Annotated in this window: 22 protein-coding genes, 1 tRNA gene and 1 pseudogene; 15 read left to right on the forward strand and 9 right to left on the reverse strand. The window is 45.1% G+C overall.

Annotated elements, in window-relative coordinates; translation table 11 throughout:
- Positions 1–219 (forward strand): IS3 family transposase (locus ACN0VA_RS14505; RefSeq protein ID WP_417821847.1); only part of this gene is annotated, 219 nt, incomplete at its 5' end.
- On the opposite strand, the gene ACN0VA_RS14510 is transcribed toward ACN0VA_RS14505, so the two are convergent.
- The 5 genes and pseudogenes from ACN0VA_RS14510 to ACN0VA_RS14530 all read right to left on the reverse strand — a co-directional run bounded on the left by ACN0VA_RS14510 (position 195) and on the right by ACN0VA_RS14530 (position 3,063).
- Positions 195–818, reverse strand: a complete 624-nt coding sequence (locus ACN0VA_RS14510) for a helix-turn-helix domain-containing protein (RefSeq protein ID WP_417821848.1) — start codon at positions 816–818, stop codon at positions 195–197. The genes ACN0VA_RS14505 and ACN0VA_RS14510 overlap by 25 nt on opposite strands.
- Entirely contained in the window at positions 811–1,479 is a 669-nt protein-coding gene (locus ACN0VA_RS14515; protein WP_417821849.1) for a TnsA endonuclease N-terminal domain-containing protein, read from the reverse strand. The genes ACN0VA_RS14510 and ACN0VA_RS14515 overlap by 8 nt, the downstream gene beginning before the upstream one ends.
- Positions 1,472–2,137 (reverse strand): hypothetical protein, encoded by a 666-nt coding sequence (locus tag ACN0VA_RS14520; protein WP_417821967.1) that lies wholly within the window; start codon positions 2,135–2,137, stop codon positions 1,472–1,474. Before ACN0VA_RS14520 ends, ACN0VA_RS14515 begins: the two co-directional genes overlap by 8 nt.
- Positions 2,138–2,302: 165 nt before the next feature.
- Positions 2,303–2,734: pseudogene (locus tag ACN0VA_RS14525) on the reverse strand (TniQ family protein); the annotation flags it as partial.
- Positions 2,735–2,856: 122 nt separating this feature from the next.
- Positions 2,857–3,063 carry a helix-turn-helix domain-containing protein gene (locus tag ACN0VA_RS14530; RefSeq protein WP_417821850.1) on the reverse strand — a complete coding sequence of 69 codons (207 nt, stop codon included), beginning with the start codon at positions 3,061–3,063 and terminating at the stop codon, positions 2,857–2,859.
- Positions 3,064–3,231: 168 nt separating this feature from the next.
- Here ACN0VA_RS14530 and ACN0VA_RS14535 point away from each other — a divergent pair, with 168 nt between their 5' ends.
- The 7 genes from ACN0VA_RS14535 (at position 3,232) to ACN0VA_RS14565 (ending at position 8,288) form a co-directional block, all read left to right on the forward strand.
- Positions 3,232–3,504, forward strand: coding sequence for a hypothetical protein (locus ACN0VA_RS14535; RefSeq protein WP_417821851.1), 273 nt, complete (start codon positions 3,232–3,234; stop codon positions 3,502–3,504).
- A 15-nt stretch (positions 3,505–3,519) separates the two neighbouring features.
- On the forward strand, positions 3,520–3,981 hold the full coding sequence (locus tag ACN0VA_RS14540; protein ID WP_417821852.1) for a hypothetical protein: 462 nt from the start codon (positions 3,520–3,522) through the stop codon (positions 3,979–3,981).
- A gap of 434 nt (positions 3,982–4,415) precedes the next feature.
- On the forward strand, positions 4,416–5,711 hold the full coding sequence (locus ACN0VA_RS14545; RefSeq protein ID WP_417821853.1) for a tyrosine-type recombinase/integrase: 1,296 nt from the start codon (positions 4,416–4,418) through the stop codon (positions 5,709–5,711).
- Positions 5,698–6,333 (forward strand): hypothetical protein, encoded by a 636-nt coding sequence (locus tag ACN0VA_RS14550; protein WP_417821854.1) that lies wholly within the window; start codon positions 5,698–5,700, stop codon positions 6,331–6,333. Before ACN0VA_RS14545 ends, ACN0VA_RS14550 begins: the two co-directional genes overlap by 14 nt.
- Before the next feature lie 97 nt (positions 6,334–6,430).
- Positions 6,431–6,682 carry a DNA-binding protein gene (locus tag ACN0VA_RS14555; RefSeq protein WP_417821855.1) on the forward strand — a complete coding sequence of 84 codons (252 nt, stop codon included), beginning with the start codon at positions 6,431–6,433 and terminating at the stop codon, positions 6,680–6,682.
- Positions 6,682–7,107, forward strand: coding sequence for a hypothetical protein (locus ACN0VA_RS14560; RefSeq protein ID WP_417821856.1), 426 nt, complete (start codon positions 6,682–6,684; stop codon positions 7,105–7,107). The genes ACN0VA_RS14555 and ACN0VA_RS14560 overlap by 1 nt, the downstream gene beginning before the upstream one ends.
- Positions 7,107–8,288: an ATP-binding protein gene (locus tag ACN0VA_RS14565; protein WP_417821857.1), complete on the forward strand. Its 1,182-nt coding sequence runs from the start codon at positions 7,107–7,109 to the stop codon at positions 8,286–8,288. Before ACN0VA_RS14560 ends, ACN0VA_RS14565 begins: the two co-directional genes overlap by 1 nt.
- Before the next feature lie 270 nt (positions 8,289–8,558).
- On the opposite strand, the gene ACN0VA_RS14570 is transcribed toward ACN0VA_RS14565, so the two are convergent.
- Both ACN0VA_RS14570 and ACN0VA_RS14575 read right to left on the reverse strand, forming a co-directional pair.
- Entirely contained in the window at positions 8,559–8,873 is a 315-nt protein-coding gene (locus ACN0VA_RS14570; protein WP_417821858.1) for a hypothetical protein, read from the reverse strand.
- Positions 8,870–9,487: a hypothetical protein gene (locus tag ACN0VA_RS14575; RefSeq protein WP_417821859.1), complete on the reverse strand. Its 618-nt coding sequence runs from the start codon at positions 9,485–9,487 to the stop codon at positions 8,870–8,872. The genes ACN0VA_RS14570 and ACN0VA_RS14575 overlap by 4 nt, the downstream gene beginning before the upstream one ends.
- An 84-nt stretch (positions 9,488–9,571) precedes the next feature.
- Here ACN0VA_RS14575 and ACN0VA_RS14580 point away from each other — a divergent pair, with 84 nt between their 5' ends.
- The 4 genes from ACN0VA_RS14580 to ACN0VA_RS14595 all read left to right on the forward strand — a co-directional run bounded on the left by ACN0VA_RS14580 (position 9,572) and on the right by ACN0VA_RS14595 (position 12,922).
- A complete protein-coding gene (locus ACN0VA_RS14580) occupies positions 9,572–9,823 on the forward strand; it encodes a helix-turn-helix domain-containing protein (protein ID WP_417821860.1) in 252 nt (83 codons plus the stop codon).
- Positions 9,824–9,946: 123 nt separating this feature from the next.
- Positions 9,947–10,600, forward strand: a complete 654-nt coding sequence (locus ACN0VA_RS14585) for a hypothetical protein (protein ID WP_417821861.1) — start codon at positions 9,947–9,949, stop codon at positions 10,598–10,600.
- On the forward strand, positions 10,587–11,768 hold the full coding sequence (locus ACN0VA_RS14590; RefSeq protein WP_417821862.1) for a helix-turn-helix domain-containing protein: 1,182 nt from the start codon (positions 10,587–10,589) through the stop codon (positions 11,766–11,768). Before ACN0VA_RS14585 ends, ACN0VA_RS14590 begins: the two co-directional genes overlap by 14 nt.
- 38 nt (positions 11,769–11,806) lie before the next feature.
- A complete protein-coding gene (locus ACN0VA_RS14595; protein WP_417821863.1) occupies positions 11,807–12,922 on the forward strand; it encodes a PIN domain-containing protein in 1,116 nt (371 codons plus the stop codon).
- Between the two features lie 369 nt (positions 12,923–13,291).
- Here the strand turns inward: ACN0VA_RS14595 and ACN0VA_RS14600 are convergent.
- Positions 13,292–13,367 (reverse strand) — tRNA-Ala (locus ACN0VA_RS14600).
- A 76-nt stretch (positions 13,368–13,443) separates the two neighbouring features.
- On the reverse strand, positions 13,444–13,794 hold the full coding sequence (locus ACN0VA_RS14605; RefSeq protein WP_417821864.1) for an FYDLN acid domain-containing protein: 351 nt from the start codon (positions 13,792–13,794) through the stop codon (positions 13,444–13,446).
- Positions 13,795–14,055: 261 nt separating this feature from the next.
- Between ACN0VA_RS14605 and aroA the strand changes: the two genes are divergently transcribed.
- The 3 genes from aroA (at position 14,056) to rpsA (ending at position 17,914) form a co-directional block, all read left to right on the forward strand.
- Complete coding sequence (aroA, locus tag ACN0VA_RS14610; RefSeq protein WP_417821865.1) at positions 14,056–15,387, forward strand: 3-phosphoshikimate 1-carboxyvinyltransferase; 1,332 nt, start codon at positions 14,056–14,058, stop codon at positions 15,385–15,387.
- A gap of 1 nt (position 15,388) precedes the next feature.
- Positions 15,389–16,027, forward strand: coding sequence for a (d)CMP kinase (gene cmk / locus ACN0VA_RS14615; protein ID WP_417821866.1), 639 nt, complete (start codon positions 15,389–15,391; stop codon positions 16,025–16,027).
- A gap of 195 nt (positions 16,028–16,222) precedes the next feature.
- Positions 16,223–17,914, forward strand: coding sequence for a 30S ribosomal protein S1 (rpsA, locus tag ACN0VA_RS14620; protein WP_417821867.1), 1,692 nt, complete (start codon positions 16,223–16,225; stop codon positions 17,912–17,914).
- The last annotated feature ends 104 nt before the right edge of the window (positions 17,915–18,018 follow it).

Here is an 18,018-nt window from a genome sequence, read left to right on the forward strand (position 1 = left end):
CAGTCGATGTCTGGCAAGGGGAACTGTTATGATAACGCCGCTGTCGAGACCTTCTTCAAAACCTTGAAAGCGGAAATGGTTTGGAAAATTGCCTTCCAGACACGCGATCATGCCAAAAAGGAATTGTTCAAATATATAAACGGGTTCTACAATGCCCGACGTCGTCATTCATATCTGAATGGCCTCAGCCCCATTCAGTTTGAAAGGCGGGCTGGATAAGTGAGTGAGACGCACTCCACTTTTTCAGGACAGGTCCAGCGACAGATGGTTGCATAGCCTGGAGCAGGGTATCCGGCATTTTTACAGTCGTTCGAAATTAAGCGATGTAATTCAGTTTTTGAAATGCGTGAACGTTTGAGAAAATCATTTTGGATGCGATCTTCTATGATGGCTTCAACTTGCGGGTCCGTTCGCCGCTGCCCTTTTTGACTACCTTTTCGTTTGGGAGCTAACGCGCTTAACATTCCACTATCTTCATAATCGGAAAGCCAACGATAGATAGTTGATGCAGAATACCCTACTTCTTTAGCGAACACTTCAAGTTCAGCCCGTCCTTTTATACGTTGCCCAAGCAGAGGCTTTATAATTGTTAGACGTTTTTCAGCCTCTTTAAGGTCTTCGTGTGCAATTGCGTCGCGGATTTTTTGTTTTGGTTCATCAGCAGGAACTGGGGATAAATTGACACGGTGGAATACCTTCGGTTCTTTGTATCCTTCAAGCTGTACAATGAGTCGATCAGCATCCAGAGCTTTTTCAATGGTTCCTTTTGTTCCATTGGCAAGGACTTCTGAACCGGGACGATAGCTGAGCTTAGCCATGATCATCCCCTTTATTAATTTTGCGGATAATGGTTGCTGGCGTTAAAGGCTGAGTGAGATCTACAATGAATTGTGAATGTGCGATCAGCGATAAAATCGTATTAAAGGCACCAGCCCTGTTCATGCCGTCGGCTTCAACCTTATCAAGCAACCGTTCAATCGACTGACCGGTGGTGGCCTTTGTAAACAATATACTTGATTTGTCCGGGTTAGGGGTGGGTGCTTGTAACGGTAGAAGGCGTTTAGCATTACCTAGGGTGGGTGTCCGTATATCCTTCTCTGTTAATGTTAAAAACTTCCAGTTCTGATCTTTTGCATAACGTCGGGCTGCCTTGAACTTAGTCGCAAGCTCATTTTCTTTTTCTTGCAGTTCTTCTGAATATTTTATCTCAATGAGTTGAGGACGTGTTTTTGCTGAGGCAAAAGTTAGCAAATAATCTGGAGTATAATGGCGCTCCTGGCCGTTTTTATCGGTGAAGTGGATGCGACAGGGCTGGGAAACAATATTTTTGACTTTGGGGTCTATTGCATTAATGAACACAAAGTCTCGTTCCAAACCGGATTCATATGCGACACTGATTTTCAGTCTGGGAACGCTGACTTCGCCGGAGAGACTACGGTTTTTTCTGGGGATGCGGCGAACAGGAGTAATGTTATTCATTATCCCTCCTATTTAGTTCTTTCCTCAGAACATTATCTACCCATGCTCCCACATTTTCGCCGGCACGTCGGGCTGCTTTTTTAGCGGCATCTTTCACTTCCGGACTTACTCCATCCAGTTTCCAGTATCGAGACTGACCTGATGGTAAACGGTTATATGATTTCTTAAAAGAGAATTTATGAGATTTTGAAAATCTAAAATTGAGTAGGTCTTCTAATTCTTTACGGGTTGGGGCGACTCCTTTGGCTTTGAGATATTCAGCCGCTTGTTTGATGTCCTCTGAGGTTATTTTGAAGAATGGCTCTCCTAAGTGCTGATCAATTTGTGAAATTAATTCGAATGGATGATCGAATTTCATTTTTAACAGTTTGTTCCTGCTGATCCCCACTTGACGGCATGTATGGATAAATTTTTCAGGCCATTCCTTTAGCAAGGTAAGGCTCAGGTTAAGCAGAATGTTCCTGCACCTGACGTTATATCGCTCAATTTCCCGGAATTTTGGGATATTAATGACGCCATGCCCTAATTCATCTTGCAAGCCTGCTGAAAAACGGCTGCATCCGATAAGTCGAAACATATAATTGAGCAGTCGAAAGTATAGAATGGGATGAATGTGCTTTTTGCCTAATTCAGCCCAAGATCCATTTGCTACACGCATCAATATCTCTTGTGAAATGAAAGCGTGTTGAGGGGGCTCATGGGAAGTGTTGGAATGTAGACTGGTTCCACAATAAAAACAGCGATGGAATGCCAATATTGGATCCAGCTTCAAAATCGAAATGGGATTGCCGCACTTAGTACACCTATCGATGAGAAGAAGTCGGTGTATGGGGCATAGGGTCACAAAAGAAAGTCGCCAATGAACTCGAGTGTAAGGCTTTTTATCTTCCTGAAGGCAGGACGGACATATTTGTTGGCCGAATGATTTTATCGATACGTTGGCAGGGGGAAGCCATATAAGGCGGGATTTGGGAGATTGATCTGCAAATACGATTCCGTGATATCTGGATAAGGTCAAAGGTTCTATTTCTGCTCTTTGAAAACCAGTGTTTTGAGCTAATTCCTTGATAAGTAAGCTGTTAGGAAATCGATCAATATCTACATGAAAAATATGGGAGCCGGGTACACAAACTGAATGTAATTCAGTAGGAGATAATCCGTTAGAATGGGCTACTCGGGTAAACCATGAAGAAAAGGTTTCATCGCCAAAGGGTGAAGGTCGTCCGGGCCATAAATTTGTTTTGAGTGGGCACATATTCGCCTCAGGAATGATGAATAACCAAATCCTAAACCAAAATACATGCGCCAGAATTCATGTATCATAATACATATTGGTGATGAATTACATTGAATTATAGAAGTCGGTCTACTGAATTATTACTCTTTGAACAACGCGAGTGTTTCGCAACCCAATGCCTGGGCAGCGTGCCAGAGGGTTAAGATCGTCGGATTTTTCTCACCAGCTTCCAGGCGACTAATATAGGCTTGGTCTACATCCATACGCGCAGCAAGTTCTTCTTGCGACAGGCCCGCCGCTTTTCGAAGTTCTTTGATGTTATTGCCAACTGTATGTCGAATATCCATTCCATGAGAGAACGAATTTCAGGCTGGCTTTGCCATGTATTATAATACATATTTCATCAGATCGTTGTATTATGCGGATGAATAGATAAGCCAATGAATGACCAAATAACTCTCGTATCACACTCACTTACCTCAACAACATTTGACTATCTCGGTCATAATTCTGAGGTGCAATTTCAAATTTATCTTGCAACAGTCGTGGGAGAAAATGTCAGTAAATATGCCGATGTCTCAGGTGAAGGCGGCGGAACCTCAATTGGGTACGTGATCGGTAAAACAGTTATTATGGCTCAACGTCCAATCACTATCCGCTCCAAAGAGGTCGAAGATCGTCGGCTTTATGTAAAATTTGATGATACCGGTAAGGAAGTGGTCTGGAAGTTTAGTCAGGATCAGTTCCCGGCACGGGAGGGTTCCCGTGTTGCTGTTGTCGTTGGTTAGTTCTCAGAGACCAATATGATGCATGAGCTTGCTTTTATAAATTTAGATACAGGACACTTTATTGCAGAAAATCCAGGTGTGATGTTTGAACGGTTGGAAAAGTTATCTGGTGTGGATAAGGTTGATCGTTATCGGAATTCTAATATTTATAAGAAAACTGTGCGCCCAAAATTTGATGCCGTGTTGAAAGCACTTACAACACGCGAAATGCCGAGCACCCTTTTTTCCGAACACGTGGAGTTACTGACTTTTGAGGAAGCTCGGAACGAAAAAGGGAAAACCTTGTTTGGAGGCTTTTTGGGTGTGATGCTTGGTGGCGGCGTTGGTTATGGGCTTCAGCTTCTTGAAAGGCCAGATCAGCAGGTATATAGCATTGGACTAGGGGTGTTTGCTTTTTGCCTTGCGATTCCTGCATTCAGGCACTTCATACGTCAAAAACGCCGAGCAGCTTATGCGAGAAAAAACAATTTTGTATAAGCTGCTAAAAATGAAGTTAGCTCATTGTTAAAAAATAACAAATTATGCTTTTTGATTAGCGTTTTTATCTTACGTAGTTTGATAAAGTCTCATTTAGATTGAGAAATGTCGCAAATAGAGTGAGTAGTCTCAATTAGAGTGATTTCTGACAGCAAAAAACAAAACGGACATTCCACGTCACCGTCTGAATGTCCGTCTGTAATGGTGGAGCTAAGCGGGATCGAACCGCTGACCTCTACAATGCCATTTTAGAGATATTAGTTTTCTGTTTATTCCTGTGGTTTTCTGATCTTTCCATATATCATTGATTTATTGACATTATAGAGTTTCTGGAGTCAGATATTGGTTCACTGAGTTTCCTCAAATTTCCTGAATGGTGCCTACCCAGTGCCTACCCAAGGCAAAACGGAATGAGGAACGGGAAGGAGATACACATGGCACGGATGAAGCTTACCAAACGCAATGTCGCTGCAATCAAACCACATGAGAATAAGCGCCTGTATGTTTATGATACGGAGCTAACAGGGTTCGGTTTGATGGTTACTCCCAAAGGCTCAAAGTCATACTTCGCTGAGTACCGCAATGGTGTAGGTAGGGGCGCATCAACACGTCGCGTCACGTTGGGTAGCACTTTGAAGTTACTTCCCGATGAGGCACGGGATTTAGCTAAGCTTACAATTGCCGATGCAGCCAAAGGCGAAGACCCCGCCATGAAAAAGAAAGAGCAAAGAGAAGCCATAACGGTTGCTGCTCTTTGCGACATATATGAGGAACGCCATGTTAAGATAAAACTTAAGGTGACTACTCAGGAGCTTTACAGACATATTCTTCAAAATCATATAAAGCCGCGATTAGGGACAAAAAGGGCTATTAACCTACGAAAGCAAGACGTTGCATTTGCGCACTTATCTATGAAAGACACTCCGTCTATTGCTAATAGTACCCTTGCCGTCATTGGTTCTATGTTCGCATGGGCAGACAAGCATGGGTATGTGCCGGAAGCCTTTAATCCTGCCACTCGAATTGAGAAATTCAAGGAACAGAAACGGGAGCGTTTCTTAACAACGGAAGAATTGGAACGGTTGGGCGCTGCTATCAGGGAAGGAGAGACAGATGGCATCCCTTACGAAGTGGATGAAAGCAAGCCAACGTCTAAACATGCGCCAAAAACTGAAAACCGTCGCGTTTTGCTCAGCCCACATGTCGCTGGAGCCATACGCTTGCTCATTTTGACTGGGGCACGGTTGCGTGAGATTTTGACGTTACAATGGGGGCACGTTGATTTGGAACGCGGGATTCTCTTATTGCCAGATAGTAAGACAGGGAAGAAAACGATTATCCTCAATGCGCCCGCACAACAGATCATCGCTGGCTTACCTCGTATTGGGAAATACGTCATTGCAAGTGACAGTGCCGGACAGGCCGAAGAAAAGCCGCGTGCCGACTTGAAGAGACCGTGGTCTACCGTGACACGTAGAGCAGGGCTGGAAGGTGTGCGCATCCATGATTTACGCCATACTCACGCCTCTTTCGGCGTTGGGGCTAGTTTTGGGTTGCCCATTGTCGGAAAGCTCCTAGGGCACACGCAATTGCGAACCACAGAGCGTTATGCGCATCTTGAAACCGATCCTTTGCGCAGAGCTTCAAATAGCATTGGCAATTCACTCGCGGCTGCGATGGGAGAGAAACCATTGAGTGATAATGTGATAGGGATCAATGATGCAAGATAAAGACGATAGACCCGTCGCTACGGCATATCAGGATCAATATTGTGAAGTTCTTGGGAAGCGGCTAAGCAACAAAATAAAAGACGGATCACTCTCTAGAGAGCTGGAAAGAGAGCAGTGGCAGGCAGTTTATGAAGTGCTGCGAGCGTATTCTTCCAATGAGAATTTGAAACCTCTTAACAATGATCATTCAGCAAATCATCCTCGGGAAGCATTTCCCCCAGAAGTCGCAGTTTATCTGGGCACTGTACTTGAAGAACTCCTGACAGGAAGAATGCCTGATACCTTTAAGGCTGTGGTTAAACCCCACGCGCCTAATTATGGTCCCGAGGTTAAAGGTGCAATTGCAACGGCAGTTCAATATGCAAATCTTGCGAGGAAAGGCCTCATTACAGACAGAAAGCCAGTGGTTACAATTGAGGAAAAATTTGGGATCAAACGCCGAACATGGAAGGAGTGGCGCAAGAACACACCGTTCGATGAAGCCGATCCAGAGAAATTTTTCCCTAAACTTCAAGATGATGTTTCTAAACGCACAAGTCTTGCACAAAACGCTTTGGAGCGAGCAGCTAAAGTTTACCGTATCAACGGAAGACCAGATAGTCCCGTTAAAGGGAGTGGTTAACTAGGTCAGTTTGACACACCACGCATTCCCTAAAAATTCTTTGTACCCTCGTTAGCGATTTACAGGAATATCCCTGAAATATAAAACGAGGTTAGAAATGTCAGATAATCAAGTACTGCCTGCAAACTTTGTGCGCAGAGATGAAGCAGCGCGCTATATCACAAAGACGTGGGGCTTCCCTTGTTCCCGTCAATGGTTGGCTAAACTGGCGACGACTGGTGGCGGGCCAGTGTTCTATAAAGCTGGGAAATATCCGATTTACGCCCTTAAGGATTTAGATGAATGGGCGCAGTCTAGACTTTCAAAGCCCATGCGAGCAACGGGCATTCCTGTTGGAGGGAAGGACTGATGGTAAAAAAAGAAACTGGGCGTCAATCTTTTCTGCCAAGCCATGCGTTTAAAGGAAAAGATATTTCTGTTCTTCAAGGCCTAGAAAATCTGACGTTTTATGATGAGGCGGCAAACCGAGAACTTTTAACTTACCTATGTGATAATCAGGGATATTTTCAAAATGATCCACAGTTTGGGTCTGTGTACGTCTGGGAACGAGAGTTAGGAACGGCTTTTGTCCGAATTGATAACCTCAATTGGCAAATGGCATCCGATAAACGCTGGACAGATTTTCCTCGCTTTTTGATGCGACATATCATTTCGAAGCAGGGGCGCAAGGATCGTGGTCGAGCTGAAAGGTTGGCTAAAGAACTCGTTTATAACGCCTATCTTGGCAAATGGAGCGAGTTGATGGAAATCATCAAAAGTGCCAAAGAGGTGTGATGATGAACTTTGCAGGTCGAACAAGTATCAAATTGCATCAGCCGGGGGTTCGTTCAAACCCTGTCGCCCGTCTCATTGGGGAATTTATGCCTGAAATAGGCACAGGGTTATTTATTGGCGACTCTGGCATTGGTAAAACATTTACTGCGCTGGCAATGGCAACATCACTTGCAACGGGAAAACCGTTTTTTGGCAAATGGAAAATTGCTGAAAAAGACGGCTTTGACAGGTCTACGAGGAAAGAATGCGGAGCCACTCTTTTTGTCCTGAGCGAAGGGCTAGCCTTTTTCGAGGATCGAATTGATGCGGCCTACTATGACCTTTCCTTTGAGGATAGGTCGCGGCTTCTTGAATTAGGCTTCTCGGGCCTTCCTATATACACTTATGACATTGGAGATTGGCAAAGTGACAGCCGTTTCCAATGGGCAAAACAACAAATCACCTCACTTTCAAAAGATTTAAAAGAGATGGAAGGAAATGTGAGCCTTGATTTAATTGTACTGGATACGCTTTCAGGGGTTTTCTCATTGTCGGCAGAAAATGATGCTGCCATTGTCCAGCGCTCAATGAACAAGCTAATTGAGCTTTCAAATGCGACAGGCGCGTTTGTTTTGGGGATTACTCATCCTGCCAAAGGCAGGGTAAAAAGTGAGGCCAGAGGCTCTGTTGTATTTGGAGGGACTGCCGATTTAAAAATTACGGCTGTACGCATTGGTCAAAACCGTACAGCTATTTATCTACCTAAAGTGCGGGATGGGGCAGGAGAAAAGAGCAGGACAGAATATGAATTGCACCCAGTTGCGCTTCCAATAGGGCAAAGCAGCATGGTTGCACGGGTAGTTGAAGGTGCGCAGACTGGGGAAGGTGATACTTTTTCCAAACCATTTTCAAAATACAAAAACGCTCTACAAGAAGCCTATGAAATGGCGACAGTGTTGGGGCAAACAGAAATGGTTACCCACGAAGGGAAAACCATAGAAGTTATTTCAAGAGAGAGGCTAAAGGATAGTGTTATCGCAATCGTGCTTGAGGAAGAGGCCAAAATTTCTGACCCTTCTTCTCCTGACTCTGTGAAGCGTAGCGTAAATCGAGCAATTCAAAAGCTTATAGAAAGCTCTGCTATTAAGGTTATCACCCTTGCCAGCGGAGACGAGGCGCTGCATATGCTGCAAACGGAATAGCAGTCATGCTAACCCCGTGTGCGTAAGTAAGAAGTAAAGGTCCTCGTTTCAGCAGACGGTCGCTCTGTGTGGATCGTGCATGAAAGCCGAAAAGAACCATAGGAAAGATATTTCAATTATCAGCCTTTTGGATCAGGCAGGATAGGACTTGCGCTACCTTTAGCGCGCGCATGTCCTTGTCCCTGTCCTGCAAAGGCTTGTGACATAGGTGCTAATTAGCCCAATAGTTTCTGCACAAAATGGCGACCATAACTTGACTGATATTTCGTTTTATCGTGTGTTCCATGGTAGTTTGGTCCAACGGTCAAAGCGTTTTTCCTGCATAATCCAATTTAACGCACTACGGAAGGCTATTACCCAAGGGATAAATAGCACGGCTGATACAAGAAGGGTGAAAAATGAAAGGCCATAATTCCCTTTTGAAAAACCTTCTGCGACAAAATAAAATGGTGCGACAACGGCAACTAACGCCCATGCAAATAAAATGGCGGCCACTGACAAAACTCGCAGCCAATAATACCGAAAGATAACGGCAACCAATACGGCAAGCAGCATGAATCCTATAAGCTCTTCCCCTGTATTCATTTTTCCCTCCACTCTTCCGCTAATTGTCTGGCTTGTCTTCTTTGTTCATCTGTCATGAGATGAATTGTGCCTTTAAGTATACGGATAGCCATTCCAGCAACGGGCTTATTGTTAGCGGGTAGACGATCCCAAGCAAGCTGTAGCCATTTGTGTGTTTGAATGTAATCTTTAGGGACGCCTTTGCCGTCTGCATATCTGGCAGCCATGCCGACTTGTGCCTCTGGGTCTCCTGCTTCGGCAGCTTCAAGGGTCCATTTTAAAGCGAGGCTGTCATCCCGATGAATACCATAGCCCATTGAATACAGGTGCCCCAAAAGAGTCATGGCCTTAGCATTACCTTGTAGGGCTGCTTTGTTTGTCCATGTGAATGCAAGCTCATATTCGTTTTGCGCAAAATGCATTTTCCCAAGGCTTAGCTGAGCTTTGGCGAAACCAAGGTTTGCGGATGCCTTTAATTTTTCCTGCGCAGTGATATTATCTTTTTTATCAAATGCTTTGACGGCTTCGAGGTAGAGTTCTTCCCCATTAAAGGTTTGAGACTGGCACGCGCCGGGCTTATTCATTGAAACGAGTATGGCAACGGATATAACAATAAAACGTAACGGAACCTGCATAGCTACCTCCAAAATATCTGAATTTTAGATAATCTATTTTTCAGATTATTTGAAGTGTCCATTCCTTGAGGCTGGATACTTTTTATGTCGCGAACTTTGGCTTCGCCTCTTCACAAGGCGATTATTGAATATTTGATTAGGAAACGAAAAGAGGCTGGCTTGACCCAAGCAGAGGTCGCAGCACGCCTTAATCGGTATCAGTCATTTGTGGCAACCGTTGAGCAGGGCCAGCGCAAAATTGATGTTGTAGACCTATTCCTTTTTGGCGAGGCAATAGGGTTTGATCCAGTCGAAGCTATAATAGAATTCAAGAGAATAACTAAGCTTAGTGAGTAGCTGGCCTTATGATAGACGGGAATACATATGTAAGGATATATCCAATTTGGTTGACAAAGTGATTAAAAAATCGTATTTAGTTTCCATTGACAGAATCTAGATGCGGGTTATCAGGAGGCTTTATTGGATACCGTCGTTAGCGCAAAACATTTTTTAGAAGATCAAATCCCGGTGAAGTTTCACCACCACATCCCTACAAGCCTCAAATCGGCTTATAAAGCTGCAAACCTTCTGATTCAGGAAGAACCCATTCTCCAAGTTGCGAGTGCGATAGATAATGGGGGTCGTATTATCTCTTGGGCTGTAGATGCCGCCTTTGAAAAACTAATAAAATCAGGTCAATGGCCTTTTGATTACCGATGGGTTCCATTTGATAAACCTACAGGCCGATACTTAGAAATTCGATTGAACCACTCTGTTATGAGTGTTAGCCAAATTCACGATCCCAGACAACAGCCTCGAAATGTTCGCTTTAGAGAAAATAAGCGACTAAACAACCAGCCATTTTTCGACATGGATGATTTTGAGGAAGAAAATTCGGTAAATGGATTACCCCACTTTTTGCTGGTTCATGGACACCAAGAACTAAATTTTGCCCATCTGGCGGTTCCAAACGCTAGACATAGTATGGGTTATATCTATAAAACAGCGAACCTCATGCAATTGCCGCATGAGCTCCCCAATGAGTTGCCACCTGTTGAAGATACAGATTTTGATGCTACAATGACGCTTAAAGAAGAGATTGAGAGATGGCGCAAAGAAAATGACGACCGATAACATTGTGCAATTTCCTAGCGCCGCCCGTGTATCTAATGCCGGGCGGCGATTGATTCCGTCAAAATTAACAGGCGCTAGAGTACTTATGCGTCTGAACCAATCTGAGTTGGCTCGGGAAGTTGGAATAACCCGACAGGCTATATCTGCGTTTGAGCGAGGAGAGAAAGCTCCTGATCCAACCACCATGGATAGGATTTCTGAGGCGTTAAAACAACCAATTTCATTTTTTATATCGGAAAGCCTACCTGTTTTTGGGAATGAAAGTCCTCGTTTCTTCCGAGCATTCGGGCCGAAAACTAAAAAACGGAATTTAATGTGTGACGAGCTAGGAAAAACTTTAGTTCAAACCGCAAAATTTTTTGACGAATTTATCAATTATCCATCGATTGATGTCCCGGCGTATTCAGCACAAGACGAAAGTGGACGTTATAGTGGCGAGGAAATTGAATGTGCGGCAGAGGAATGCAGAAAAGCTTGGGGGCTGGGTGTTGGGCCAATTTCAAATGTTATTTCATTGTTGGAAAGTAAAGGGATTATTATTTCCCGTTATGAAGTGGACAATGAGAATATTGAGGCCTTTTCTTTTTGGAATGGCGAAAGACCCTTTATTTTTATGGCGTCTAACAAAGACTCAGCCGTAAGGGCGCGCTTTGACCTCGCTCACGAGCTTGGACATTTGGTCTTGCACCGTTGGGTGGGGGTAGATGAAATTGAAGATCCTAAAACTTTAAAATTGATTGAAGCAGAGGCTAATCGGTTTGCGGGAGCTTTTTTACTGCCTCGTAAGTCTTTTCCAAATGAAGTTTTTTCACCTAGGTTGGATGGCTTCATTAGCCTTAAAGAACGATGGAAAGTTGCAATTCAAGCAATGGTATATAGATGCAAGAACTTAGGTGTTTTTGACGAAGACCAAGTTACTAATCTGTACAAGCAAATCTCATATCGCAAAATGCGAAAAAGAGAACCATTAGATGATGTGATTCCTTTTGAAAAACCCAAACTTCTACAAAGAGCTGTTGACTTACTATTGGATGCCAATCGATTTTCAGCGGATGAAATCGTAACAGACTTACAATTCAACCGAGAAATGATTGAGCGGTTATGTGGGTTGCAGGAAAATGCATTGAAAACTTCGTCAAATATTGATCCAAAACCTACGTTGAAATAGGTATTACACTAAATATTCGTCAGCGGGAGTATAGTTCTTTGGATTATGATGTTGTTACTTTAGATACTAATATTTTTACGCAGAATGGATATGCGCTAGAGACTGGGCTTTTGGGCCAATTGCGTCAATTTAAAGAGGGTACGGCGCAATTTGTGCTCTCAGAAATCATTGTACGTGAAGTTATTAAACACATGACTGACGCAGCGGTCAAAGTTCGGGGGCAATTTGATACAGCAGTGAGGAGAAGCTCTGATTTAGGTCTCTCTGGTGACTTAAGCTCGGAAGATATTGATAAATTCAGAAACGCCTTTCAGGCGCCTAAAGATGCTGTAAAAAATAGAGTTGAAAGATTTCAAAAGGAAACTAGGCTTAGATTTATTCGAGCTGACAGAGCTGATATGGGAAGGCTGGTAAATAGTTACTTTAAACCTCTTCCTCCATTTGAAAGTTCTGGAGATAAAAAGAACGAGTTCCCAGATGCAATTGCCCTTTTATCTCTTGAGAAATGGGCAGAAGAAAATCGTAAAAAAATACTAGCAATTTCGGCTGATAAAGGCTGGCAGGATTTTGCAAAACAATCGGCTTGGATTGACGTTGAAACAGATTTTCAAACTGCTTTAGGTAAATTGCAAGCAGATGCCGAGCACGCACAAAATATTGCCAGTAATTTTATGGCGGATATTGAGAGTGGAAAATATCCCGACTGGGCGACATACATTGAGGATGCACTTGCTCAACAGGTTTCTGATATGTCTCCGCTAGGAGAGGGTGATTCGTATCTGGATATTGAAATTTACGAAACATACCTTGAGTACAAAGACTTTTCATATGTAGAGGCTCAAGATGTTCGCCTAATTCAGGTCGGAAAAGACAGGATTGTCATTAGTATTCTTACTGAAGTAATTGCAGAAGCAAGCGGTGAAGCTACTTTTTCCCAGAGTGATTCGGTCGATAAGGATTATGTTTCTATAGGTGGAAATAGCTGTTCTGTTGAAGTTAGAGAAAATTTACCATTGCTCATTGAATTTTTGCTGACGGGCTCCTCTGAGGAACCATTTGAGATAGGTACTGTGGAATTTGCCGAAGAAATTTCTATCGTCGATTTTGGTTATATTGAACCTGATTTTAGTGATGAATACTATGAGTATGACTAGACTGAAATCAGATGAAGAATTTTTAGCACTGGTGCTCAAATAATTTTCAGACACTCTTCAATTTTCATGGGGGTCTGAGGGAGTTTCGCTTACAGTTCATATATCAAACCCACCCCTCCCTACTCCCCCCGTCTTTTAAAAACGAAATTCCGAAGATGTCGTTGGTCAAGGTGTGATCTTTATATTGGTGCGGAACTTTGAACGCACAAACAGGCTCACCGACTTTTTAAAAGTTCGATGAAAAGAAAATTATCAAATTATCTGAAATGTGGCTTCGTGCCTACCCGGTGCCTACCCGAGCGATTTGGGGGCTTTGTGAATAATGCCCTAAAATGGACGAAACCCCTAGGTTTCCCTAGAGGTTCCGATTGGTGGAGCTAAGCGGGATCGAACCGCTGACCTCTACAATGCCATTGTAGCGCTCTCCCAGCTGAGCTATAGCCCCATAAGTGGGTAGCGCAAAATTAGCTATTTTTTTGCGTCATGCAAGATAAAAATGCATGGATGTACAAAATATTTTTCTAGATGTTTTCGTCTATCGTATCCTCGTCAATATGTTCCATGATTTCCGACATGTCAGACTCATCGTTTCCGACCAGATCGTCGGTGTCTTCGATGAAGTCGTCATCGTCGTCGCTTAAAGCGAGATCGTCGTCGTCATTAACATCGTCGAAATCGTCAAGATCGTCGTGATCATTGCGCTTGATTTTCGGGGGCGGGGCTTTTTCGACCGCGCCTTTCTTTGCCATTAAAGCAGCTTTGTCATTAATCGGGGTGCTGCATTTTGGGCAAGCTGCGTCCGGTTTGCGCATATCGTAAAAATGCGCGCCGCATCCCGGGCATTCGTGTTTAGAGCCCCATTCAGGTTTCATATATTATCCTCCCTTCGCAACGCTCAACAAAGGCCGGAGACCCGCAGTTCATATGGTTTTTAAGACTGCAAAATCACCGAATAAGAGAAATCGACCATCCCATTTATCATGGTGTTTCTAAAAAACTGTATAATGAAAAAATCAAAATGTCTTGTTCAGAGTGATGCCAAATTGCATTTTTTTACATGGATCTTTGATTGACTTCATTGGACCACTGTAAGAAAGTGCCGGGGAATTCTGCTATCGGAGGCTAAAAACGTCGTGAAATCTGTCATTTCGAACCAAAGTTCCCCCCTGAACGGGACCATTCGTGTCCCCGGCGATAAATCCATTTCCCACCGTGCCCTGATGTTTGGGGCAATGGCGGTTGGTCGAACGCGGGTCAGTGGCTTGTTAGAGGGCGAAGACGTTTTATGTACGGCCTCTGCCATGCGCGCGTTGGGGGCGACGGTGGAACGAGAAGAGGATGGAACTTGGACGATACAAGGGCGTGGTGTCGGTGGTTTTAGCGAACCGACCGGCGTTTTGGATATGGGCAATTCTGGGACGGCGGCTCGTTTGTTGATGGGGATTTTGGCAACGCAGCCGTTTACGACCTTTATGACGGGCGATGCGTCGTTATGTTCACGCCCGATGGAACGGGTGATGAAGCCGCTACGTCCCATTGGGGTCAATTTTGTCTCACGTGACAAGGGGCGCATGCCAATCGCGATTCAGGGGACAAGCAACCCCATGCCGATCCGTTATGAATTGCCGGTGGCTTCTGCTCAGGTGAAATCTGCGGTGTTGTTGGCGGGGTTAAACGCGCCGGGGAAAACCACCGTGATTGAACCCAACCCCAGCCGGGATCATACCGAAAAAATGTTGACCCATTTTGGCGCTGACGTTGAGGTCGTGCATGAAGACAATGGTGGACGTGTGATTACTTTGACGGGGCAGCCGGAGCTGGTCGCCCGTGATGTGGTCGTTCCGACGGACCCAAGTTCGGCGGCTTTTCCTGTTGTGGCGGCTTTGATTGTGCCGGGGTCAAAAATTACGGTGGAAGCCGTCGGGATGAACCCGTTGCGAACTGGCCTGTTTACCACCTTGAAAGAAATGGGCGCAAAGATCACGGAAGAAAATCGCCGGATTGAAGCGGGGGAAGAGGTTGCCGATCTGGTGGTGGAATATTCACAGTTACAAGGCGTAGATGTCCCGGCAAGTCGGGCTCCCAGCATGATTGATGAATATCCGATTTTGGCGGTTGCCGCCTCCTTTGCCAAGGGAACAACGCGTATGAACGGTCTAGAAGAATTGCGTGTCAAGGAAAGTGATCGTTTGGCCGTGGTTGCAGAAAGTCTGGCAGCTTGCGGTGTTGATTTAGAAGAAGGTGAAGATTATCTGGTGGTCAATGGTGATGGGTCCCCGGCGCAAGGCGGTGGGGAAATCCAATCCCGTTTGGATCACCGTATTGCTATGTCCTTTATTGTTTTTGGAATGGCTTCAGTTCAACCCGTTCGGATTGATGATGCCTCCCCGATTGATACGAGCTTTCCCGGTTTTAATGACTTGATGAATGGTCTGGGGGCTAAAATTCAAGGGGAAGGGGCGTAAAATGACAATTGTTGTTGCTATTGATGGGCCTGCTGCAGCGGGTAAAGGCACGTTGGCGCGTCGAGTCGCACAGGATTTGAATTTGGCCTATCTGGATACCGGGTTGTTATATCGGGCAACGGGGTTTTCGGTGTTACAAGAACAGGGTGATCCGAGTGATGAAAACCTGGCTTTGGCAGCCGCGCAAAATTTGCAGCCGAGAGACCTTGAAAACGACGCATTACGCCATGATGAAGCGGCCCAGGCTGCCTCAAAAGTTGCGGTGATTCAATCGGTTAGAGATGAGCTTTTGGCTTTTCAACGACGTTTTGCCGCAGAACCGCCAGCGGGTAAAAACGGGGCTGTTCTGGATGGTCGCGATATTGGTACGGTGGTTTGTCCCCATGCGGATGTGAAGCTCTTTGTTACCGCCTCAACCGAGGTGCGCGCACAAAGACGACTAAAAGAGTTGCAAGATCGTGGTCTTGACGCTATATACGCGCAGGTTTTAAAAGATATGAAAGACCGTGACGCGCGCGATAGCCAACGAGCTGCCGCACCGTTAAAGGCAGCTGACGACGCTGTAATTTTGGATACATCCGATCTGGATATTGAAGAAGTTATTGCGCAGGCCAAATCGATCATTTCTGAACGAACTTAAAATATACGTCTGTAAATGGGCTTGCAGCGTTTCCAAAGACAGGAGACGGTGGAGGCTTTTTTGCACTTTCCATGAAGATGGTCGTCTGTCAGTCACCGCGCAGCCCGACCAACCCGTCTTCGACGCAATGGCTGGTGACAGACCAACGGAATCAACCGTTTGGCATGTAACAACATTATTAGGACTATTGATATTATGACTGAAGCAGCACCTGTTGTAGAAAATTTTGAAGACCTCTTTAACGAAGCATTCGGTGAAGAAGCCCTTTTTGAAGGCCAAGTCGTTACTGGTACGATCATCCGTGTAGAAAACGATTTCGCTATGGTCGATGTCGGATTGAAATCCGAAGGCCGCATTCCGCTTAAAGAATTTGGTTATGGCGAAGAAGCGCAAAAATTGTCCTCTGGCGACAATGTTGACGTTTTCGTGGAACGCTATGAAAACAAAGACGGTACAGTTGTCCTGTCTCGTGAAAAAGCGAAACGTGAAGAAGCATGGAAGAAACTCGAGAAGCAGTTCGAAGCACAAGAACGCGTTAACGGCGTTATCTTCGGCCGCGTTAAAGGCGGCTTCACAGTTGACCTTAACGGCGCTGTTGCCTTCTTGCCGGGTTCACAAGTTGACATCCGTCCGGTTCGCGATGTGACACCGTTGATGGGCAATGCTCAACCGTTCCAAATCCTGAAAATGGACCGTCAGCGCGGCAACATCGTTGTTTCGCGTCGTGCCGTTCTGGAAGAAGCCCGTGCGGAAGCGCGCGGCGACCTCATTAAAGGTCTGGAAGAAGGTCAGGTTCTCGACGGCGTTGTCAAGAACATCACCGATTACGGTGCGTTTATCGATTTGGGTGGTATCGACGGCTTGCTGCACGTTACCGACATTGCTTGGCGCCGTATTGCGCACCCGTCTGAGGCGCTGCAAATTGGTGAAACTGTTAAAGTACAGGTTATCCGCTTCAACTCTGATACACAGCGTATCTCTTTGGGCATGAAACAGCTCGAAGCTGATCCGTGGGAAGGTGTGGACGCGAAATACCCGATCGACGGCAAATTCTCAGGTCGTGTTACCAATATCACTGATTACGGTGCATTCGTTGAGCTGGAGCCGGGCGTTGAAGGTCTGGTTCACGTTTCTGAAATGTCTTGGACGAAAAAGAACGTTCACCCGGGCAAAATCGTTTCTACGTCTCAAGAAGTCGAAGTTATGGTTCTGGATGTGGATCCGGTCAAACGCCGTATCTCCTTGGGTCTGAAACAGTGCCTGTCCAACCCGTGGGATGCGTTCCTGGCTGAAAACCCGGCTGGGTCTGAAGTTGAAGGCGAAATCAAGAACATCACCGAATTCGGTCTGTTCATTGGCTTGAACGGTGAGATTGACGGTATGGTTCACATGTCTGATCTGGCATGGGAAGGCACACCGGAAGAAGCGCTGGCTTCCTTCAACAAAGGCGATGTTGTGAAAGCGAAAGTTCTCGACGTTGATGTTGAGAAAGAGCGTATCTCCCTCGGTATCAAGCAGCTTTCTGAAGATCCGTTTGAATCTGCTGCTGGCGACATCAAGAAAAACCAAGTGGTTACTTGTACAGTTGTTGGCGTTGAAGAAAACGGTCTGGAAGTTGAAATCGACGGCGGCCTGACAGGTTACATCCGTCGTGGTGATCTGGCGCGTGATCGTGGTGATCAACGTACAGATCGTTTCAATGCCGGTGATAAAATTGATGCCAAAGTTACACAGTTCGACAAGAAAAACCGTAAGGTTACTCTGTCTGTGAAAGCTCTGGAAGTTGAAGAAGAGAAGAAAGCTATGGCTGAATACGGCTCTTCCGACTCTGGCGCGTCTTTGGGTGACATTCTTGGTGCCGCTCTGGAACAAAAGAAAGAAGGCTAATTGCCAACCTGATGTAAACATCGTTTTACATTAAGGGAAAGCTCAGCTCTTTCTTTTGAAGAAGACAAAAAAACCTCTTCCTGCTTTGACGGGAAGAGGTTTTT

It is taken from the genome of Terasakiella sp., assembly GCF_048267425.1.
In the GTDB taxonomy this organism is placed as follows: Bacteria; Pseudomonadota; Alphaproteobacteria; order Rhodospirillales; family Terasakiellaceae; genus Terasakiella.